Genomic DNA, 17045 nt, shown 5'->3' with positions numbered 1-17045 from the left:
GGCGGGCAGGACCGATTAATATCCTGACGGTCACAACTGGTACGACTTCCTAAAACCACCTCTTATACTGAAATCATGACTCATCCAGACCTTGCCGCAATAGATAGTCAGATAAACTCCTTACCGGCCCTGCCGACAATTGTCACTCAGGTTATTGAAGTCACTGCAGATCCGGAAAGCAGTGCCAGCGACCTGATGCAGGTCATCCTGCCGGATCAGACGATGTGCAGTACCATATTAAAAGTTGCCAATTCGGCATTCTTCGGCATCCCCCGAGGAGTAAGTACCATAGACCGGGCAGTGGTTGTCCTCGGCCATGAAGAAATTAAAAATATTGTGATCGGCAAAGCCATATTTTCTTCATTTCCAACGCTGAGTAGCGACAACAAAAATACGATCAGTCTGTTCTGGGAGCACGCCTTCACCTGTGGCCTTGCTGCCAAAATAATTGGCGAGCAGCTGCGGCTGCCCGCAAGCGAATTGTTCATCGCCGGACTCATTCATGATATCGGCAAACTGGCCATGCTCATGGCCTTTCCCAACAAGTATCCGATTCTGCGTGAAATCTGCAATCCTTCGAATACCAACGATTCCCTGGAAGAACAGGCGCAATTTGCCATCAGTCACGACAAGGTCGGCCTGCAACTCGCCAGGAAATGGCTGCTCCCCGAACAGCTGGTCATGGCCATCGGCTATCATCACCGCCCTCAGGATGCGCCCAGCTACAAAAAACACCCGCTCATCGTCCAGATGGCCGATATCCTCTCCCTCATGTACTGTCATTCGGATGAGATGGAAAGAGGCGACGTGGAAAAAATCATTGCCGACTTCCTGCCCGAGACTTCGATGATGTGGACAGCGAATGCACTGACATGGAATACAGAGAATTTCGGACTCTGGTATGAAATGCTCCAGCAACAGCGGGAAAAGAATCAGGAGGTACTCGGTGCTTTTTCTTCCTGAGGAAAATCACCTCGATCACATATGTTCTCTGAAAAACCAGGTGATTTGCGAGAATGCCATGGCCCCGTCCGCAGCTGACGTCGACCAGCCGCCCCTCGACACACACCCGCACTGACTCGTCAACGCCGAAGAAGCAAAGAATGTAATTCGGTCAGGAGTGATCAACTGCCTTGTCTACCGCCTCGCGGATGGCAGAGGCATCGTAACCGTGCACAACTACCATTTTTTTTCTGGACTGAGCACCGGAGACAACCACCACATCGCGGACCGGAACCCCAAAGAAGTCAGCCAGAAACCGAACGACTGCTTTATTGGCTTTGCCTTCAACAGGGGGAGCCGCTACAGCAATTTTCAGACAACCGTCATGAAAGCCGACAATTCGGCTTTTTGACGCCTTCGGCTGGACGTGCAGGCGTATTGAAACTTTACCGTCCGGTAAGGTCGAGACGTATCCCATCTCAGACCACACCCAGGGCTCTACTCATTTAGCACCTTACTCACAAACGTCACTCCAAGAAAAAGCGACAGGATCCTGTAACAGGAATACCCGGCGCCCCCGGGGGTTTGCAGCACTCTTTGGGAAAGGCCAAGCTGAGTCATCCCCAGCGGCATTGGCAGCATCTCAGACTTCTTCGTGTGTCCCGGGTTTCACTTCTTCAGGTGCGACCAGTCTTTATTTTTTCAATATCGCCTGGATCGACCTCGGCTTCATCCGGCAGCTGGATCGACTGAAACAGGTCGGTAAGATCGTCATCCTTGGCAGCAGAGTCACCCTCCAGATTGTCTTCCAATGCCTCCAGATAGGCATACAGAGTTTTTTCCAAATCCTTTCGAACCTTTATTTTTCTCTGTTTTAATTCTTCAATTTCTTTGGGCAACCGCGCCAGCTCGGCCTCGGCCTCTTTACGGAATTTTTCGATTTCGGCATGGGCTTCGCTAATAATTTTCCGGGCATCCTCCTGACTGCTCTGGCGCAGACTATCGGCAAATTTCTGGGCGGCAAGAATGGTGGTCTTAAAATCCAGACCTTCCTGTTTCAGCTCTTTGTTTTTTTCTTCCAGCAACTCAATTTTTCCCCGAAGTTTCTCCAACTCTGCCTGTTCCTGCATGCTCGACCCCTCGCCACTGGCAAGAGTCTGTTCCAATGTCGCTATTTCTTCCAGATACGACGCATTCTCTTCTTCCAGGGCAGCGGCCGCTTTGGTCATGTTCTCAAGCTGTGCCTTAAGATCGGCTATTTCCTGGTCTTTTCGCTTGCTGTTTTCCTGAATTTCCGCATGAATCCCTTCAACATTTTCCTGACTGATCTTGACTTCATTGGCAAGCGCTTCCTTACCTTTTTGCAAGGCCTCTTTTTCAGCAAGAAGAGACTCAATTTCTTCCGCCTGATTACGATTCTGCTCGGTCAATTCAAAAAAATCTTCCGCGAGCAACTCAAGATATGCCTTCACTTCGATCGGCTCATATCCTCTGAATTTAGTCTGAAATTCCTGATCCTTAATTGACTGTGGTGTCAACATACCTGGCTCCCTTGGAAAGAATAATAGTGACAATAACTGAAAGGCGTCGCGGCTTCACTCTGGTCATCCCATGCCCATGGCAATTTGCTTGAGCGTCTGGACGACAAAACTCTGCAGAAACATTATAGCAAGAATGAGTATCATCGGCGAAAAATCTATGCCGCCGAAACTTACAGGTATGAGTCGACGGATACGACTCAACACCGGCTCTGTAGCCTCGTATAAAAATTTTACTATCGGGTTATACGGATCGGCACTCACCCAGGAAATTACGGCCCGGCCGATAATGATCCACATATAGGCCGTCAGTACAAAATCGAGGAGCTGGGCGATGGCCATCATAAAATTATTTACCACGAACATAGGTTTCTCCTTCTCTCATTTCACATTCTCTCATTGCTCATTTCAGTACCTTACCCCCCCTTTAGGGGGGACTGAACTGAGTCCCGGTTTCCTTTGCGTTTACCGGGACTAGATCAGGCGACTTTGCTGCCCGGTACGACCATGTCACTCACCGCAGAAAGGACCAGCCTCTCTTTACCGTCAATTTCCGTCCGCGCAGCTAAGACCATACCGTGGGAACTGACTCCCATAATCTTGACCGGCTTGAGATTTGCGACAATAAGTACTTGTCGGCCAATAAGATCCTCTGCATTATAATATTCTGCAATACCGGCGACAATTGTTCTCTCGGCTGGTACTCTCACGGTCAGTTTAAGCAATTTTTTTGACTTTTTAATCGGTTCCGCAGCGACAATTTCCGCAACCCGCAGGTCAAGTTTCTGAAAATATGCAAAATCAACGAGATCTCTGTCGATCTCCGGAAGCGGCTCGTTTTTCGCCCCTTCCGTTTTTTCAGGTGCTGATTTTTTTACCGCACTTTTATCATCCTCAAGACGGGGAAAAAGAGTTTCGGTAGCAGGCAGCAAGCACCCCGGGGCGAGCAACTTCCATGTGCCGCCATGATCAAGAGAGCAGACCCTCTCGTCACCCGCGGCAAGCCCAAGGCCTTTGGCCATCTTCATTGCCGCACCGGGCATCACCGGCTGCAGCACCAGGGTCAAGAGTCGCAGACATTCCAGGGTATTATAAAGTACCGTATCAAGTCGTGCACTTTGCGCTGGATCTTTGGCAAGGGTCCAGGGGGCATTGGTGACGATATACCTGTTGGCCATACCCACAAAATCCCAGACAGTCTGCAACGCACGATGAAAGAGAAAATCTGCCATCAGCTGCCGATAGTCTCGCAGCATCGTCTGTGCCGCCTCCTCGAGTTCTTTGTCCGCCGCATTGTCCTCTGCCGGCTCCGGCACCTTTCCCTGCCGATACTTATGAACCATGGCCGTCGCCCTGCTGAACAGATTGCCCAGGTCATTGGCCAGATCGGCATTCTGCCGGGCAACAATTGCCTCGGAGCTAAACGACGAATCAAGACCAAAAGACATTTCCCGCAGTGTAAAATAGCGAATGGTATCGACACCGTAGTTGTCAACCAGCTCTTTTGGCCTGACAACATTGCCGATACTTTTGGACATTTTTGTGTCGTCGATATTCCAGTAGCCGTGGACATGGAGTTTTTTGTATAAAGGCACCCCCATTGCCAGCAGCATGGTTGGCCAGTATATGGCATGGGGTTTGAGGATATCTTTGGCAATCAGATGCTCAGCCACCGACCAATACTCATTGAAACTGGCGCCATCGGGAAAGCCAATGCCGGTGAGATAGTTGATCAGGGCATCAAACCAGACATAGGTGACGAAAGCATCGTCAAAGGGCAGCTCAATGCCCCAGGTAAGGCGCGACTTGGGCCGGGAAATACAAAGATCTTCCAGTGGTTCGCTCAAAAACGACAAAACTTCATTGCGATATCGTTCCGGGCTTATAAATTCTGGATTATTATGAATATGATCGATGAGCTGCTGCTGATAGCGGGACATACGAAAAAAATAATTCTGTTCGGCAATTTCTTCCGGCGGCTTCTGATGATCAGGACAGTTGCCGTCGACCAGCTCTTTTTCGGTAAGATATCTCTCGCAACCCTGACAGTATAGACCGGTATACTCATCAAAATAGATATCGCCGCTGTCATACACCTTCTGCAGAATCTTCTGCACGACAGCCACATGCGCAGCATCGGTGGTACGGATGAAATGGTCAGGTTCGATCTGCAACAGCGGCCAGGTCTCTCTGAACATTGCGCTGATCCTGTCGACATATTCCTTTGGCTGAACATGCTGCTCCTCCGCTGCCTTGACGATTTTATCGCCATGCTCGTCGGTACCTGTCTGAAAGCGCACCTTTTCGCCGCACAAACGTTTGAAACGGCTATAGGTATCGGCAACTATCGTGGTATAGGCATGACCGAGATGAGGCTGGGCATTGACATAGTATATGGGGGTTGTAATGTAAGTAGTCATCAAATTTCTGTGTTTTTTTACGGGATTAAGTTGGTCACTATTCATGTAGCAAAAATGCCCATGGAATCTTCTTTTTCGCTCAGCTGTTCATAGCCCCGGTTACTTTCCTCGTTTTTTTCTTTTTTCTTTTTCCTCGGGATTTTCTTTTTTCAGTGGCTGCGCCTGGTGCCACTGTTCTTTTGTCAATATGATATCCTCTCCGTCACTGTTTTCCGCAACGATTGCATCCTGAAGCGGCATCTGACGTTTAACCAGATACTGCGCACCATCGACCTTAATTCGTTTCCCCGCCTTGGGCATATTTTTTCGCTGTTTTTTATATGTCTCGTATTCATAGGTCAAACAGCAGAGCAGACGATTACAGACTCCGGATATTTTGGTCGGATTGAGAGGAAGATCCTGTTCCTTCGCCATTTTTATGGATACGGAATCGAAGTTTTTAATAAACGAAGAGCAGCACAGCTCACGACCGCAGGTACCGATACCGCCGAGCATTTTCGTTTCATGCCGTACCCCGACCTGACGCATCTCAACTCTGGTCCGAAACTCCTGGACGAGATCTTTCACCAGCGCCCGGAAATCGACCCGGCTGTCGGCGGTAAAATAAAAAATCATTTTACTGCCGCTGAAATAACGTTCCACCCGAACCAGATGCATGTCTAATTTATGCTTTTCTATTAATTTCGCACAGGCCTTAAACGCAATCTTTTCGCTTTCCGCCAGGTCGACGATTTTTTCCTGCTCGGCGCCCTGGCCAAGCCGTTCAATCTGATAGCTTACCTGACTTTTCAACTCCCGGCAGCCGCACAGGGGTGAATAACCGGCGATACGCGCGGGCTCAGGACCGTGATCGGTCTGAACCATCACGACGGTGCCCGGAATAAGCCCTGCGAACGGGCCGGCTCCGGTAAACTGCTGGCCGCCGTCGCGAAACTGCAATCGATAATATACCAATTCCTCGGCAGGTGCCTGGTCGGTAGAAATTTCGTTTTCACTCACTGTCATATACCATATTTCCTTTAACGGGCTCCGTCTATCGACAGCGCACAACCCCATTATGCCATGGAATCACTGTAATTTGAATAAAAGAACCTCACAAATGAGATTTCTGTTACAATTTCGGGCAAGTTCCCTTCCCGCCCGATCAAGAGCCTGCAGCCTGGCCAGGAGTTCCGATGCATTCCATTTCTTCAAAAGAGGCACAACAGCATTCTGCCGCTCCTCTCCCATAAGCAGATCCCGCACCCAGATTTTAAGCAGGCCAAGCAGTGCCGGCAACTCGTCTTTCAGGGCGGCCATATTCTCTGCATGACTGAGCAGCAGACCAACATCGCGGTCGGCATCTATCGCCGGATCAGATAAAAAAGCCACGATCTTTCGCCACAAAACGATCATGTCGGTTTTCTGAAAAAGCAAAGCCCTGCCAGGGCTCCCTTCAGCAAGCCTGGCCAGAAGCACTGCCGTCTCCCGATCCATACCGCGGGAGACCAGAATCGTCGTCGTATCGTCAATACTCAGTTGGCTAAATGGTATAACCTGGCATCTTGAAGTCAGGGTCGGAAGAATCTCCTGGGACGCCTCGGCGGTCAGGATCAGCAGATTGTTCTCCGGCGGTTCCTCCAGGGTTTTCAAGAGACTGTTCGCGGCTTCCCGGCGCATGGCCTGGACATCTTCTATGACCACAACCCGCAGTGCCGACTCATAGGGCGGGTAACTGAGTTCTCTGGTCAGCCGTCGGATCTGGTCGATTTTTATCACACCCTTTTCCGGCCTGACCACCATGAAGTCAGGATGGTTCAAGGTACGGAATTTCTTACAGGATGAACACAGGCCACAGGCTCCGACCACGTTTACGTCTCGACAATTGAGAGCAGCAGCCACGCCCCTGGCAAACATTTTTTTGCCCACCCCTTCAGGACCCTTGAAAATATAGGCGTGGGGAATTCGCCCAGCCGCCAGAGAACGACGCAGCAGTCGCTTGGCTTTTTCCTGCCCTAAAAGCTGGGTGAAACAGAGAGAAGAGGTATCCATCATGCTTTTGATCCTGATACAATCATCAGAAAAGCGAAGGCTGTCGACTGTTGATCGGCGGCGTTTTTTCGCTTTCCACCTCTTTGCTTTGCTTCTCTGTATTTTCGGCAAAGCCTCCAAGATAAAGATATCTTTCAAGACTGCGCTGATAATCGGTCCAACTCATTGCCATGTTGCCCATTTTTCGTCTCAGTTGCTCGGTGATGTTCATTTTTGCATCCAGGTCATCAAGAAAACTGAGCATAAACGCCTCTACCGTCATCGGCACGGTGGGCGAACCAAACTCCTGCCGGCCATGATGACTGAGAATCAAATGCTGCAGCTGTTCCAGCAGTTCTTCGGGAAAATCGCGGATTTTCCCGGCTGCCTCGGCCACCATTTCGCTGCCGATAACGAGATGTCCCTTCAGCCTGCCGCAAACGGTGTATTCCACCACACCGCTCTCCATCTTCAGTTCCTGCAGCTTGCCGATATCATGGAGCAGGGCTCCGGCCATGAGCAGCGACCGATCGACACCGGCATAGTGGTCGGCCAGAAAATCGGCAACCTTCGCCACCGACAGGGAATGTTCAAGCAGGCCGCCGATATACGCGTGGTGAATCCCTTTTGCAGCGGGGGCCTCCTGAAAAGGCAGCCAGCAGTCACTTTTTTTAAAAAAATAGGTGAGAAGCTTTTTTAAAAAGGGATTGCTGACACCCTGCACAAGCTGCTGGAGTTCGCCCGCCATCTGTTCGATGTTTTTCGGCGAAACGGGGTAAAAATGAACCAGATCTATTTCCTGCTGAGAAATCGGGGACACGCCCTCAATACGCAGCTGCAGGGTGTCACGATACGATTGCACCAGGCCGGCAAGCTGCACTACTTCTCCCGCCACACAGATCTTCTGCAGCGCCGCTACATTATCCCAGACCGGCCCGGACACTTCCCCGCTTTTATCCATAACGGTCAGCACCAGATACGGCTTGCCCGCCCGCGTCTCTCCCTGTTTGACGTTTTTAATGAGGAAGAGATCATCGAAACGGTCACCCTCCTTCAGTCCTTCAACAAATACATTCTTCTCCATCATTCTCTTCCCGTAGAGTATACTCATCAGAGAACAAGCAATTTGCGTCTGCCTCGCTGACACAAACAGTACCTGATCCACTGGGCAGTTAAACATTCATAAAAAGGGTGAAAGTATACAAGGAATAGCCCAAAAACACTCATAAATTCACTCTACGAACACCAACACCCGCCTTTGTTCCTCATATTATAAGCATTTTGCTACTTGCTGATTTTACCAATCAATGCAATAATGGCAGATTTCGCTGTCGGCCAGAACGTCGTATTTCACGGTATTCCTCCCTGCAGCGTCTCCTTTAAAAACTAACCCCATTGTCCGCAGGAGTAAAGTAAATGAGAAAAGAGATGATCATCTCGGTCATGTCCAAAGACAGACCGGGAATAATTTCCGATATTACCGGCGCCATCTACCGACTGGGTGGAGATGTCGCCGATTTGAACCAGACAGTCCTCCGCGGTTATCTGACGATGATTCTGAGTGCCTCTTTTGAGCCGGAAGTAACCAAAGAAGACCTCCTCGCCGCAATTTCCCATATCAAAACCAGCTGCAAATTTGAGGTGTCAATCAAAGAACTGAGCCCCAGCCAGCTGGAAGAGGAGGCGGGACCACCGGAAGAGACATACATTCTGACCGTCCAGGGTCCCAATAAAAGCGGCATCGTCCACGGCATCAGTCTGTTCTGTTTTACTCACAATATCAACATCTTCGATCTGGCAACCACGCTGCGGGACGGCCAGTATACCATGGCCCTGCAGCTGGATTTGAAACACTGCATCTCCTCGCTCGCAAAGCTCCAGCAGGAACTTGAAGAATACTCCCAGCAAAGCGGACTCACCATCATGATGCAGCATAACGACATATTTCAGGTAACCAACGAGATAGCCCTGCACTGAAAAAACCATCAATTTAGTTCTGCACCATTGAACTGGTGCCGGACAGGAGAAACTATAGCCATGCTACGTTCCGATCAGATCCTTGCCACCGTCGAGATGATTCAAAAAGAAAATCTCGATGTCCGCACGGTAACAATGGGCATCAGCCTGCTCGACTGCCGGGGGGGCGATGTCGAACAAACATGTAAAAAAATACACAGCAGGATAATCGACTATGCCGGGAATTTTGTGGCCACCTGCGATACAATAAGCAAAAAATACGGCATCCCGGTGGTCAATAAGCGCATCGCGGTGACCCCCATCGCCTTTGTCGGGGCCGGTTTTTTTCGCGAAGATTTTGTCAGAATAGCCCAAACCCTGGACCAGGCGGCAAAAGATGTTGGGGTTGACATCCTCGGCGGCTTTTCTGCCCAGGTAGAAAAAGGGATGACCAATACCGACCTCGAATTTATTGCTTCCATCCCGGAAGCCCTTGCCCGAACGGAACGAGTCTGTTCCTCGATAAATATTGGCTCCACCCAGAAAGGCATCAATATGGACGCGCTGGCAATGATGGGCAAAACCATCAAAGATCTGGCCGAAATAACCGCCGACCAGGGTGGTTTCGCGGCGGCAAAGTTCGTCGTTTTCTGTAACCAGCCCGGCGACAACCCGTTCATGGCCGGTGCCATTCATGGCCTTGAAGAAGCCGATGCGGTGCTCAATGTCGGCGTCAGTGGACCGGGAGTCATCGCCCGGGCCCTGGAGCGGCTCATTGAAAAACATCCGGAACCCGGCACCCTGCGCCTGGACGAGCTGGCGGAAGAGATTAAACAGACCACCTTCCGGGTCACCCGCTGCGGCGAGCTTATCGGTCGCGCCGTCTCCAAATCACTGGGCATTGAATTCGGGGTGGTTGATCTCTCCCTGGCTCCCACGCCGACAGTTGGCGACAGTGTTGGGGAAATTTTCAAAATTCTCGGCGTCGATGCCATCGGCGCCCCCGGCACCACCGCAATTCTGGCCATGTTAAACGACGCGGTGAAAAAGGGCGGCATCTTTGCCAGTAAGACAGTGGGTGGACTGAGCGGTGCCTTTATCCCGGTAATGGAGGACGCCATGCTGGCAGAAGCTGTGGGTGACGGTTCGCTCTGCCTGGAAAAACTTGAAGCGATGACCTGCGTCTGCTCGGTGGGGCTGGACATGATTGCCATTCCTGGCTCCGTCGATGCCGACACCATCTCAGCAATCATTGCCGATGAAATGGCCCTTGGCTTAATCAACGCCAAAACCACCGCTGCCCGCCTCATCCCGGTGCCGGGCAAAGAGGTGGGTGACTCTGTCAGCTTTGGCGGCCTTTTTGGGGCCAGCCCCATCATGCCGATCCGAAACATCGGCAAGTCCAGCAGGTTTATTGCCTGGGGCGGCAGAATGCCGGCACCGATTCACAGCTTCAAAAACTGATGGTGTTGCCGGAGCGATTTTAAGCTTTTGCTGCTGTCATGCGAAAACAATTGCGACCATTCTTCTTGGCCTCATACAGGGCCTTATCGGCACGGCCGAGCAGGGAGGTCGCGGACAGTTTGCCATCGGAAAAACTTGAAGCGGCGCCAATACTGACGGTGACCGTGTCGGCCACCGGGGACGCCTGGTGCTCGATTGCCAGCTGAGCCACGCTCTCCATCATGCGCCGGGCAACCCTTGCCGCTCCCCCGCTGCCGGTATTGGGCAGAATCGCCGTAAATTCCTCTCCGCCATACCGGGCAATGATGTCAGACGGCCGCATTAACGCCTCATACAGCGACTGGGCCACCTTCCGCAGACAGTCGTCTCCTGCAAGGTGGCCATAATAATCGTTATAATTCTTGAAATAATCGATATCGACGATGAGTAAAGAGAGTTCAGTGTTATTGCGCACGGCCTGCTTCCACTCCTTGACAAGATTATCATCAAAATATCGCCGGTTAAACAATCCGGTCAGGCCATCGAGAGAAGACAGGCGCTCCAGCTCGGCATTTCTTTCTTCAAACTCTTTATACAAAACTTCCAGCTCAAGAATTTTGGCATCCAGCTCCCGGGTCTTTTCGCTGAGCTGCTGCCGCTGACGGTGCAGCTCCAGAAACAAGGTCACTTTTCTAGTCAGGATCTGCGGTTCCAGGGGCTTGAAAATATAATCCACTACGCCAAGCTCATACCCTTTGAACATATGCTCCCGGTCCAACCGGGCGGCAGTGATAAAGAGCAGCGGAACCGAACTCGACTGAGAACGGCTGCGCAGCTGCTCGGCGATCTCATACTTTTCCATTCCCGGCATCTGCACATCGATCAGAATAAGGGCAAAAGGATATTCCAGTATTCTGCTCAGGGCTTCGTCACCGGACTCGGCCCGGACGATGTGCAGATCAGGGTTAGCCAGCAGGGATTCGAGGGTCAATACATTCTCTTTCTGATCATCGATTAACAAAATCGGTGTTTTCTGCATGGATTACCCCCCATCGTCTTTTAGTGACTTAGAAATAACAGCCTTGTGTTTTGTACAAGGCTATTATTTCGTGAAGGAACTTATCCCGCAAAGCTTTTGGGCGGGATTATTTCGTGAAGGAACGTATCCCCGCACAGCACGGGAACTGAACAAAGCACCCGTCAAGCGAGTACTGAACAGTCCCGCAAAGCTTTTGGGCGGGATGAGGGACCTTACCGATTCTTTTCGTTCTTTTTCAAGAAAACAATCTGTCTCACGATACTGTCACCCTGCAAGGACTTCAAATTGAACCGGCTTGCTTCCCACTTCCCTGCGCCTGGGAAAGAGCCGGATCAAGAACAAGCTGTCAGCCAGCCGCTGCCGCGGTTGCCGCCTCCTGCAGTCGGGCAAGGAGATAGTGGCCGAGCTCTTCATCGTTATTATACATATCAAAACAATAGCCATCACTGCCGGACAAGCCGCCCGGGATAATCTCCCCCCGCCCGTCCGGATCAGTTATCATATCCTCATAGAAGCAAACCGACAACCACCGCTCATTCGGATCGTCATCGATGACATCGACTATGGCAAACTTATCTCTGACTGCCTGGTTGACATGCACCGGTCGTATCGAATAGCTGACGCCCGGCCTGGCAACAAATGTCAAGCCTACTCCCTCCATTTGGGATACTTGCTGATAAAACTGCCGGAACCATTCACGCATGGGTTGCTTGTCTCCCTGCCAGCTCTGCAGGAAAGATTCGATTTCCTGTACAGCAGCCTTCTCGTCGGTCATTTTTCTGCCTCCTTTTTGCCTTAAATAAACCCGTCTTCCAATCCACTACAAGCCGAAAATTGTCAAGATCATCCAAATAGTATAAGGTACAGCAACAATAATTTTTTTTCCGTAACTTTGGCTGCCTCTCCCAGGAAAATTCATGCTGATTATCGCTTCCCCGTCAAAGACCCAGCAATTTAATGGACGAACCGACGATACATACACCCTTCCCCTGCTGCAACAAAAGACCAAATTACTTATAAACCAGCTTAAATTGCTGGATAGAAAAAAACTCTCCCACCTCATGCAGACCAGTGCCCGGCTCACCGAGTCAACCTACCGGATGATCAGTAATTTTAGTCAGCCGTTTTCTACGAAAAATTCCACCCAGGCCCTGTTTACTTTTCAGGGTGACGCCTACAGGATGATCGATGCGAAGAACTACACAAAAGAGCAGTTACTTTATGCGCAGCAGCATCTTTTCATCCTCTCCGGCCTCTATGGGCTGCTGCGGCCGCTGGATCTCATGCAGCCGTATAGACTGGAAATGGGCTGTCGATTGGTGACAGGGAACGCCGAGAATTTATATCAGTTCTGGCGCGAAACGCTGACCGACATCGTCAATCAGGACCTGGCGCAAAAAAGTGACAGGGTGCTGGTCAATCTGGCTTCAAAAGAATATTCTGCGGCGATAGACCAAAAAAAGCTTCTGGGAGAGATGGTTACTATCATCTTCAAGCAAATGCACCAAGGTCAGCTGCGGATTATCCCCATTCATGCCAAAAGAGCCCGGGGCCTTATGATCCATTTCGCCATCAGTGAGCAAATCGACACCGCCGCCGGCCTCAAAGAATTTACCGGCGACAACTACTGTTTTGCTGACAGGGATTCTACCGCGAAGGAATGGCTGTTTGTCAAAGAAGAGGTATGCTGAGGACGAGAACTGCCCGCTAGAGAAAAACCTTGATCAGGATAAAACCTGCAGCCAGGAGGGCAACAAAGGCAATGGACAGAATATTAAAATAACGGTTAATAAAATTTCTGATCTGCGGGCCGAATTTCCAGATGAGTCCGGCAACCAGAAAAAACCTGGCCGAGCGGGCTACAAGCGACACCAGCATAAAGGTCAAAAAATTAGACTGGACAAAGCCGGCGGTGATGGTGAAAAGTTTATACGGAATAGGGGTAAAACCAGCCGTTCCGACTATCCAGACATCATATTGCTTGAAATACTGCTGGACCACATCATACCTGGCCGTCAGTCCGTACCAGTCAATGATCGACATGCCAATGCCGTCCATAAACCAGTAGCCGAGACCATAACCAAAGGCCCCGCCGAGAACGGAACCAATTGAGCAAATTGCCGCATACCGAAAAGACCTGGCAGGTATCGCCACGCACATGGCAATAAGAAAAACATCGGGAGGGATTGGAAAAAAAGAAGATTCAACAAAGGCGATCAGAAACAATATCCACTCACCGTACCGCCCGCCGATCCATGCCATGCATTGGTCATAGAGCCTGCGCACCATACCAGCTGATCGTATCACCTCATTTGCTCCAGCCATGTTCTCCCACCAGATCAACAAAACGGACACTGGCAAGAGTTTCCACCGCCACCTGTCCTTCTCTTTTTTCAACTAACTGCAGATCTTGTACATGCTGATTGCCAACCGGCATAATCAATCGACCAGGATCGGCCAGCTGCTCCAGCAAGGGTTCCGGAATCGAAGGCCCGCCGGCTGTGACAATAATGGCGTCATAAGGGCCGTTTTCCGGCCAGCCAATGGTGCCGTCATCGAGTTTCGATCTGATATTATAATACCGCAGCTGATCAAAGGTTTTTCTGGCTCCGGCCAGCAGGGAGTTGATTCGCTCCACCGTGTAAACCTGGCCACACAAACGGGAGAGGATTGCCGCCTGATACCCACTGCCGGTACCTATTTCGAGAACCTTTTCCATCCCGGTCAACTGGAGGGCCTGGGTCATGTAGGCGACGATGTAAGGCTGTGAAATGGTCTGTCCTGCGCCAATCGGCAGGGGGTGATCGCCGTAGGCCCGGCCGCGCAGGGCGTCATCGACAAAGAGATGCCGGGGCACTTCAAGCATTGCCGCCAGGATTCGTTCATCTGTTATATCACGGTTCCGGAGCTGTTCCTGAACCATCCGCTCTCGCCCGGTACCGTACTGAGCCATCACTTTTTCTTCTCTTGCCAGGAAAAGTCATCAGCCCAGTTAAGATCGTCCTTGTCGGAGGCGCTATAGGTCACATCGGAGACAATATTTTTGGTGATTGTCACGACAACCTTTCGATACAGCGGTGAGCCCATATGTTTGCCTAAAAGCGGGGTCTTCTGTAAAAAAGACATTTCTTTGTCCCGGTAGAGCCACTTTTCCACGCCCCCGCCCATATCCTGTTGTTCATCAGGGGGCCCCAGAAAGATCAGCACATCTTCCGCAGTGGACTCGCCCGTCTTAAGCAGAGACACATCCGAGGCGAGATGACGGACCGGCGTACTATAGCAGCCACTCATTGTGCCAAGCATAACAGCGACAGCCATAATGATCAGCAGCCGAAAATTTATCTTTAAAACCATATAATTCTCCGAAGAATCACTTGTTGTTAAATCCTCGTAACCTTATAGCCTGTGAGGCTCTATTTTTCAACGATTAAGTCGGGGAGGCGTGCCGGGAGAGGCCATAAAGCTCCACACCAACATCAAAATGAAGGCATGGAGCTCGTGAGAGTGGGGGTGAGCGGGACTAATCCCGGTAAACGCTACAAAAGCCGGAATTGGTTTCTATGCTCGTAGAAGCAATCAATTCAGCACCACCCGATTAAGGATCTTATAATTTCTCTCCACCATCTCCAGAGGATCGACGACAAGACCGGCCTGAATCATGGCATTATCATGAATTTGTTTCGCCACTTCTGCGGCAAAGGTGGCATCTTTGGTATGCAGATCTGCCAGTTTCTGGATAAGTGGATTTTTGGCATTGATCTCCAGCTTCTTTTTCGAGCTTTCCATGCCGGGGATTCCATGCTCTTTTCTGCCGGCGGCGAGGATGCGTTCCATCGTCGAGCTCATGTGACCATCGGGATTCACAATCATGGCCGGGGCATCGACCAGCCGCTTGGAGACCACGACTTCGGAGACGGTCTTTTCAAGGACCTGCTGCATCCATTTGGTCAATTCAGCCAGGGCGTCTTTATCCAGCGGGGTATTTTCTTCCGCGCTGCCCTCTTCTTTCGCTTCCTCTTCATCTTTTGCTATGGAGAGATCGGCGCGATCGGCGGAAACCAGTTTTTTGCCGTCAAACTCACCCAGATGGCTCAGCACAAAATCATCGATCGGCTCCATAGTGTAGACGATTTCGATATCTTTTTTGGTAAACATCTCCACATAGGGACCGGCCTCGATTGCTGCCCTGTTGGGACCATTGATATAGTAGATTTCTTCCTGGTCCGGATGCATCCGCAGGACGTAGTCAGCCAGGGAAACGGGGGTGCCGTCGGCAGATTTAGACGATTCGAAGCGAAGCAGTTTGCCGATTTCTTTTTGATATTCATAGTCGGAAGTGGCCCCTTCTTTCAGGTAAATGCCAAACGTCGACCAGAATTTCAAATATTGCTCCGGCTCTCTCGTCGCTTCCTCATCAAGATACTTGAGAAACCTTTTGGTAATGACCCTGCGTAATTTGGCGACCAGAGAATTATCCTGCAGAGCCTGCCTGGAGATATTGAGCGGCAGATCCTCACTGTCGACCACTCCTTTTAAAAAGCGCAGCCACTCGGGCAGGATATTTTTCGAGTGTTGATCGATGAGAATGCGTTGGCAATAGAGATTGACGCCCGGATCGACCTTACCAAAGCCAAAAACCTCAAAATTTTCCGCGGGAACAAAGAGCAGCGCATTGATGGCCAGAGGTGCATCTGCTGAAAAATGCAGTCGATACATCGGATCGGTTGCCGCGTTACCGATGAACTTATAAAAATCATTATACTCTTCGTCTTTGACATCATTCTTGTTTTTCGTCCACAGCGCCTGAACGGTATTGACCGTCTCACCTTCCAGCTTGATGGGAAAGGAAACAAAGGCCGAATATTGCTTGATGATCGAATTTATTTTCCACTTCTGGGCATAGTCCTTGGCTTCGTCTTTCAGTTCGACAATAACTTTGGTGCCTCGATGCAGCCCAGCCATTTCGCTGATGGTAAACGAACCGGTTCCGTCGGACATCCATTCATGACCCTCACTCTTATCCCAGGATCTGGTCTGCACCCTGACTGTCTTGCCGGCCATAAACGCCGAATAGAAACCTACACCGAACTGGCCGATGAGACTGACATCTTTTTTAGCGGCTTCAACAAGCTCAGCGAGATAGGTGTTGGATCCGGAATGGGCAATGGTACCCAGATTATGCTCGAGTTCACTTTTAGTCATACCGATGCCGGTATCGGTAATAGTCAGGGTGTTCTTTTTTTCATCCAGCTCAATGGTAATTTCAAGGGGCAGGTGGTCATCAAAGACCTCCGTTTCGGTGATACTCGCATGGCGAAATTTTTCCAGGGCATCGGCCGCATTGGAGATCAGCTCCCGAACGAAGACGTCGCGCTCGGTGTACAGAGAGTTGATGACAATATCGAGAAGTTTCTTCGTTTCTGCTTTGAATTCATAGGTTGCTTTTTGATCAGTCATGTTTTACCTCACGTAATGTTGTACTTGATAACTTAGAAATAATTTTTCCGGCATTTGCTGCCATTTGACCACAAGTCGCTCGACAAAGAAGAGCCGGAAGATTATCTAGTCAAGGCCTTTGTCCCGCTTAAGGGGGCCTTTCCGTTGATTTTTTAGAGAAAGTCGGCGAAAATGGTAAGCATCGATGGTTCTCTGTCAAGAGTATTGGAGGGGCTGCCAGGTTGACATCTCAATCCATTT

17 protein-coding genes are annotated in these 17045 nt (G+C 50.4%); 4 read left to right on the top strand and 13 right to left on the bottom strand.

The window, feature by feature from the left end; translation table 11 throughout:
* Window positions 1-75: 75 nt before the first annotated feature.
* Window positions 76-963: an HDOD domain-containing protein gene (locus FCL47_RS16665; RefSeq protein WP_136814664.1), complete on the top strand. Its 888-nt coding sequence runs from the start codon at window positions 76-78 to the stop codon at window positions 961-963.
* 151 nt (window positions 964-1114) lie between these two features.
* On the opposite strand, the gene FCL47_RS16660 is transcribed toward FCL47_RS16665, so the two are convergent.
* From FCL47_RS16660 to FCL47_RS16630, 7 genes are all read right to left on the bottom strand, one after another.
* Window positions 1115-1420, bottom strand: coding sequence for a DUF167 domain-containing protein (locus FCL47_RS16660; protein WP_136814663.1), 306 nt, complete (start codon window positions 1418-1420; stop codon window positions 1115-1117).
* A 199-nt stretch (window positions 1421-1619) separates the two neighbouring features.
* Window positions 1620-2483, bottom strand: coding sequence for a DivIVA domain-containing protein (locus FCL47_RS16655; RefSeq protein ID WP_136814662.1), 864 nt, complete (start codon window positions 2481-2483; stop codon window positions 1620-1622).
* 63 nt (window positions 2484-2546) lie between these two features.
* On the bottom strand, window positions 2547-2846 hold the full coding sequence (locus FCL47_RS16650) for a YggT family protein (RefSeq protein ID WP_136814661.1): 300 nt from the start codon (window positions 2844-2846) through the stop codon (window positions 2547-2549).
* Window positions 2847-2959: 113 nt separating this feature from the next.
* Window positions 2960-4900, bottom strand: coding sequence for a methionine--tRNA ligase (gene metG, locus FCL47_RS16645; RefSeq protein ID WP_136814660.1), 1941 nt, complete (start codon window positions 4898-4900; stop codon window positions 2960-2962).
* Window positions 4901-4999: 99 nt separating this feature from the next.
* Window positions 5000-5905, bottom strand: a complete 906-nt coding sequence (locus FCL47_RS16640) for a regulatory iron-sulfur-containing complex subunit RicT (protein WP_136814659.1) — start codon at window positions 5903-5905, stop codon at window positions 5000-5002.
* A 63-nt stretch (window positions 5906-5968) separates the two neighbouring features.
* Window positions 5969-6934 carry a DNA polymerase III subunit delta' gene (gene holB, locus FCL47_RS16635; RefSeq protein ID WP_136814658.1) on the bottom strand — a complete coding sequence of 322 codons (966 nt, stop codon included), beginning with the start codon at window positions 6932-6934 and terminating at the stop codon, window positions 5969-5971.
* Between the two features lie 22 nt (window positions 6935-6956).
* Window positions 6957-7997, bottom strand: coding sequence for a 3'-5' exoribonuclease YhaM family protein (locus tag FCL47_RS16630; protein ID WP_167496536.1), 1041 nt, complete (start codon window positions 7995-7997; stop codon window positions 6957-6959).
* 329 nt (window positions 7998-8326) lie between these two features.
* On the opposite strand from FCL47_RS16630, the gene FCL47_RS16625 reads away from it, so the two are divergent.
* Both FCL47_RS16625 and FCL47_RS16620 read left to right on the top strand, forming a co-directional pair.
* Window positions 8327-8887 carry a glycine cleavage system protein R gene (locus tag FCL47_RS16625; RefSeq protein WP_136814656.1) on the top strand — a complete coding sequence of 187 codons (561 nt, stop codon included), beginning with the start codon at window positions 8327-8329 and terminating at the stop codon, window positions 8885-8887.
* 60 nt (window positions 8888-8947) lie between these two features.
* A complete protein-coding gene (locus FCL47_RS16620; protein WP_136814655.1) occupies window positions 8948-10330 on the top strand; it encodes a PFL family protein in 1383 nt (460 codons plus the stop codon).
* 19 nt (window positions 10331-10349) lie between these two features.
* Here the strand turns inward: FCL47_RS16620 and FCL47_RS16615 are convergent, their stop codons facing one another.
* Window positions 10350-11348 carry a diguanylate cyclase domain-containing protein gene (locus tag FCL47_RS16615; RefSeq protein ID WP_136814654.1) on the bottom strand — a complete coding sequence of 333 codons (999 nt, stop codon included), beginning with the start codon at window positions 11346-11348 and terminating at the stop codon, window positions 10350-10352.
* A gap of 346 nt (window positions 11349-11694) precedes the next feature.
* A complete protein-coding gene (locus tag FCL47_RS16610; protein ID WP_136814653.1) occupies window positions 11695-12123 on the bottom strand; it encodes a hypothetical protein in 429 nt (142 codons plus the stop codon).
* Window positions 12124-12265: 142 nt separating this feature from the next.
* On the opposite strand from FCL47_RS16610, the gene yaaA reads away from it, so the two are divergent.
* On the top strand, window positions 12266-13039 hold the full coding sequence (gene yaaA, locus FCL47_RS16605; protein ID WP_136814652.1) for a peroxide stress protein YaaA: 774 nt from the start codon (window positions 12266-12268) through the stop codon (window positions 13037-13039).
* A 16-nt stretch (window positions 13040-13055) separates the two neighbouring features.
* Here the strand turns inward: yaaA and FCL47_RS16600 are convergent, their stop codons facing one another.
* The 4 genes from FCL47_RS16600 to htpG form a co-directional block, all read right to left on the bottom strand.
* Window positions 13056-13673, bottom strand: a complete 618-nt coding sequence (locus FCL47_RS16600) for a YqaA family protein (RefSeq protein WP_240744273.1) — start codon at window positions 13671-13673, stop codon at window positions 13056-13058.
* Complete coding sequence (locus tag FCL47_RS16595) at window positions 13657-14301, bottom strand: protein-L-isoaspartate(D-aspartate) O-methyltransferase (RefSeq protein WP_240744272.1); 645 nt, start codon at window positions 14299-14301, stop codon at window positions 13657-13659. Before FCL47_RS16595 ends, FCL47_RS16600 begins: the two co-directional genes overlap by 17 nt.
* Complete coding sequence (locus FCL47_RS16590; RefSeq protein WP_136814651.1) at window positions 14301-14702, bottom strand: hypothetical protein; 402 nt, start codon at window positions 14700-14702, stop codon at window positions 14301-14303. The genes FCL47_RS16595 and FCL47_RS16590 overlap by 1 nt, the downstream gene beginning before the upstream one ends.
* 222 nt (window positions 14703-14924) lie before the next feature.
* Complete coding sequence (htpG, locus tag FCL47_RS16585) at window positions 14925-16805, bottom strand: molecular chaperone HtpG (protein WP_136814650.1); 1881 nt, start codon at window positions 16803-16805, stop codon at window positions 14925-14927.
* Window positions 16806-17045 lie beyond the last annotated feature (240 nt).

The organism is Desulfopila sp. IMCC35006, assembly GCF_005116645.1.
Classification (GTDB): Bacteria; Desulfobacterota; Desulfobulbia; order Desulfobulbales; family Desulfocapsaceae; genus Desulforhopalus_A.
Note: the sequence above shows the minus strand (reverse complement) of the source record. Positions and strands in the feature narration are given on the sequence as shown.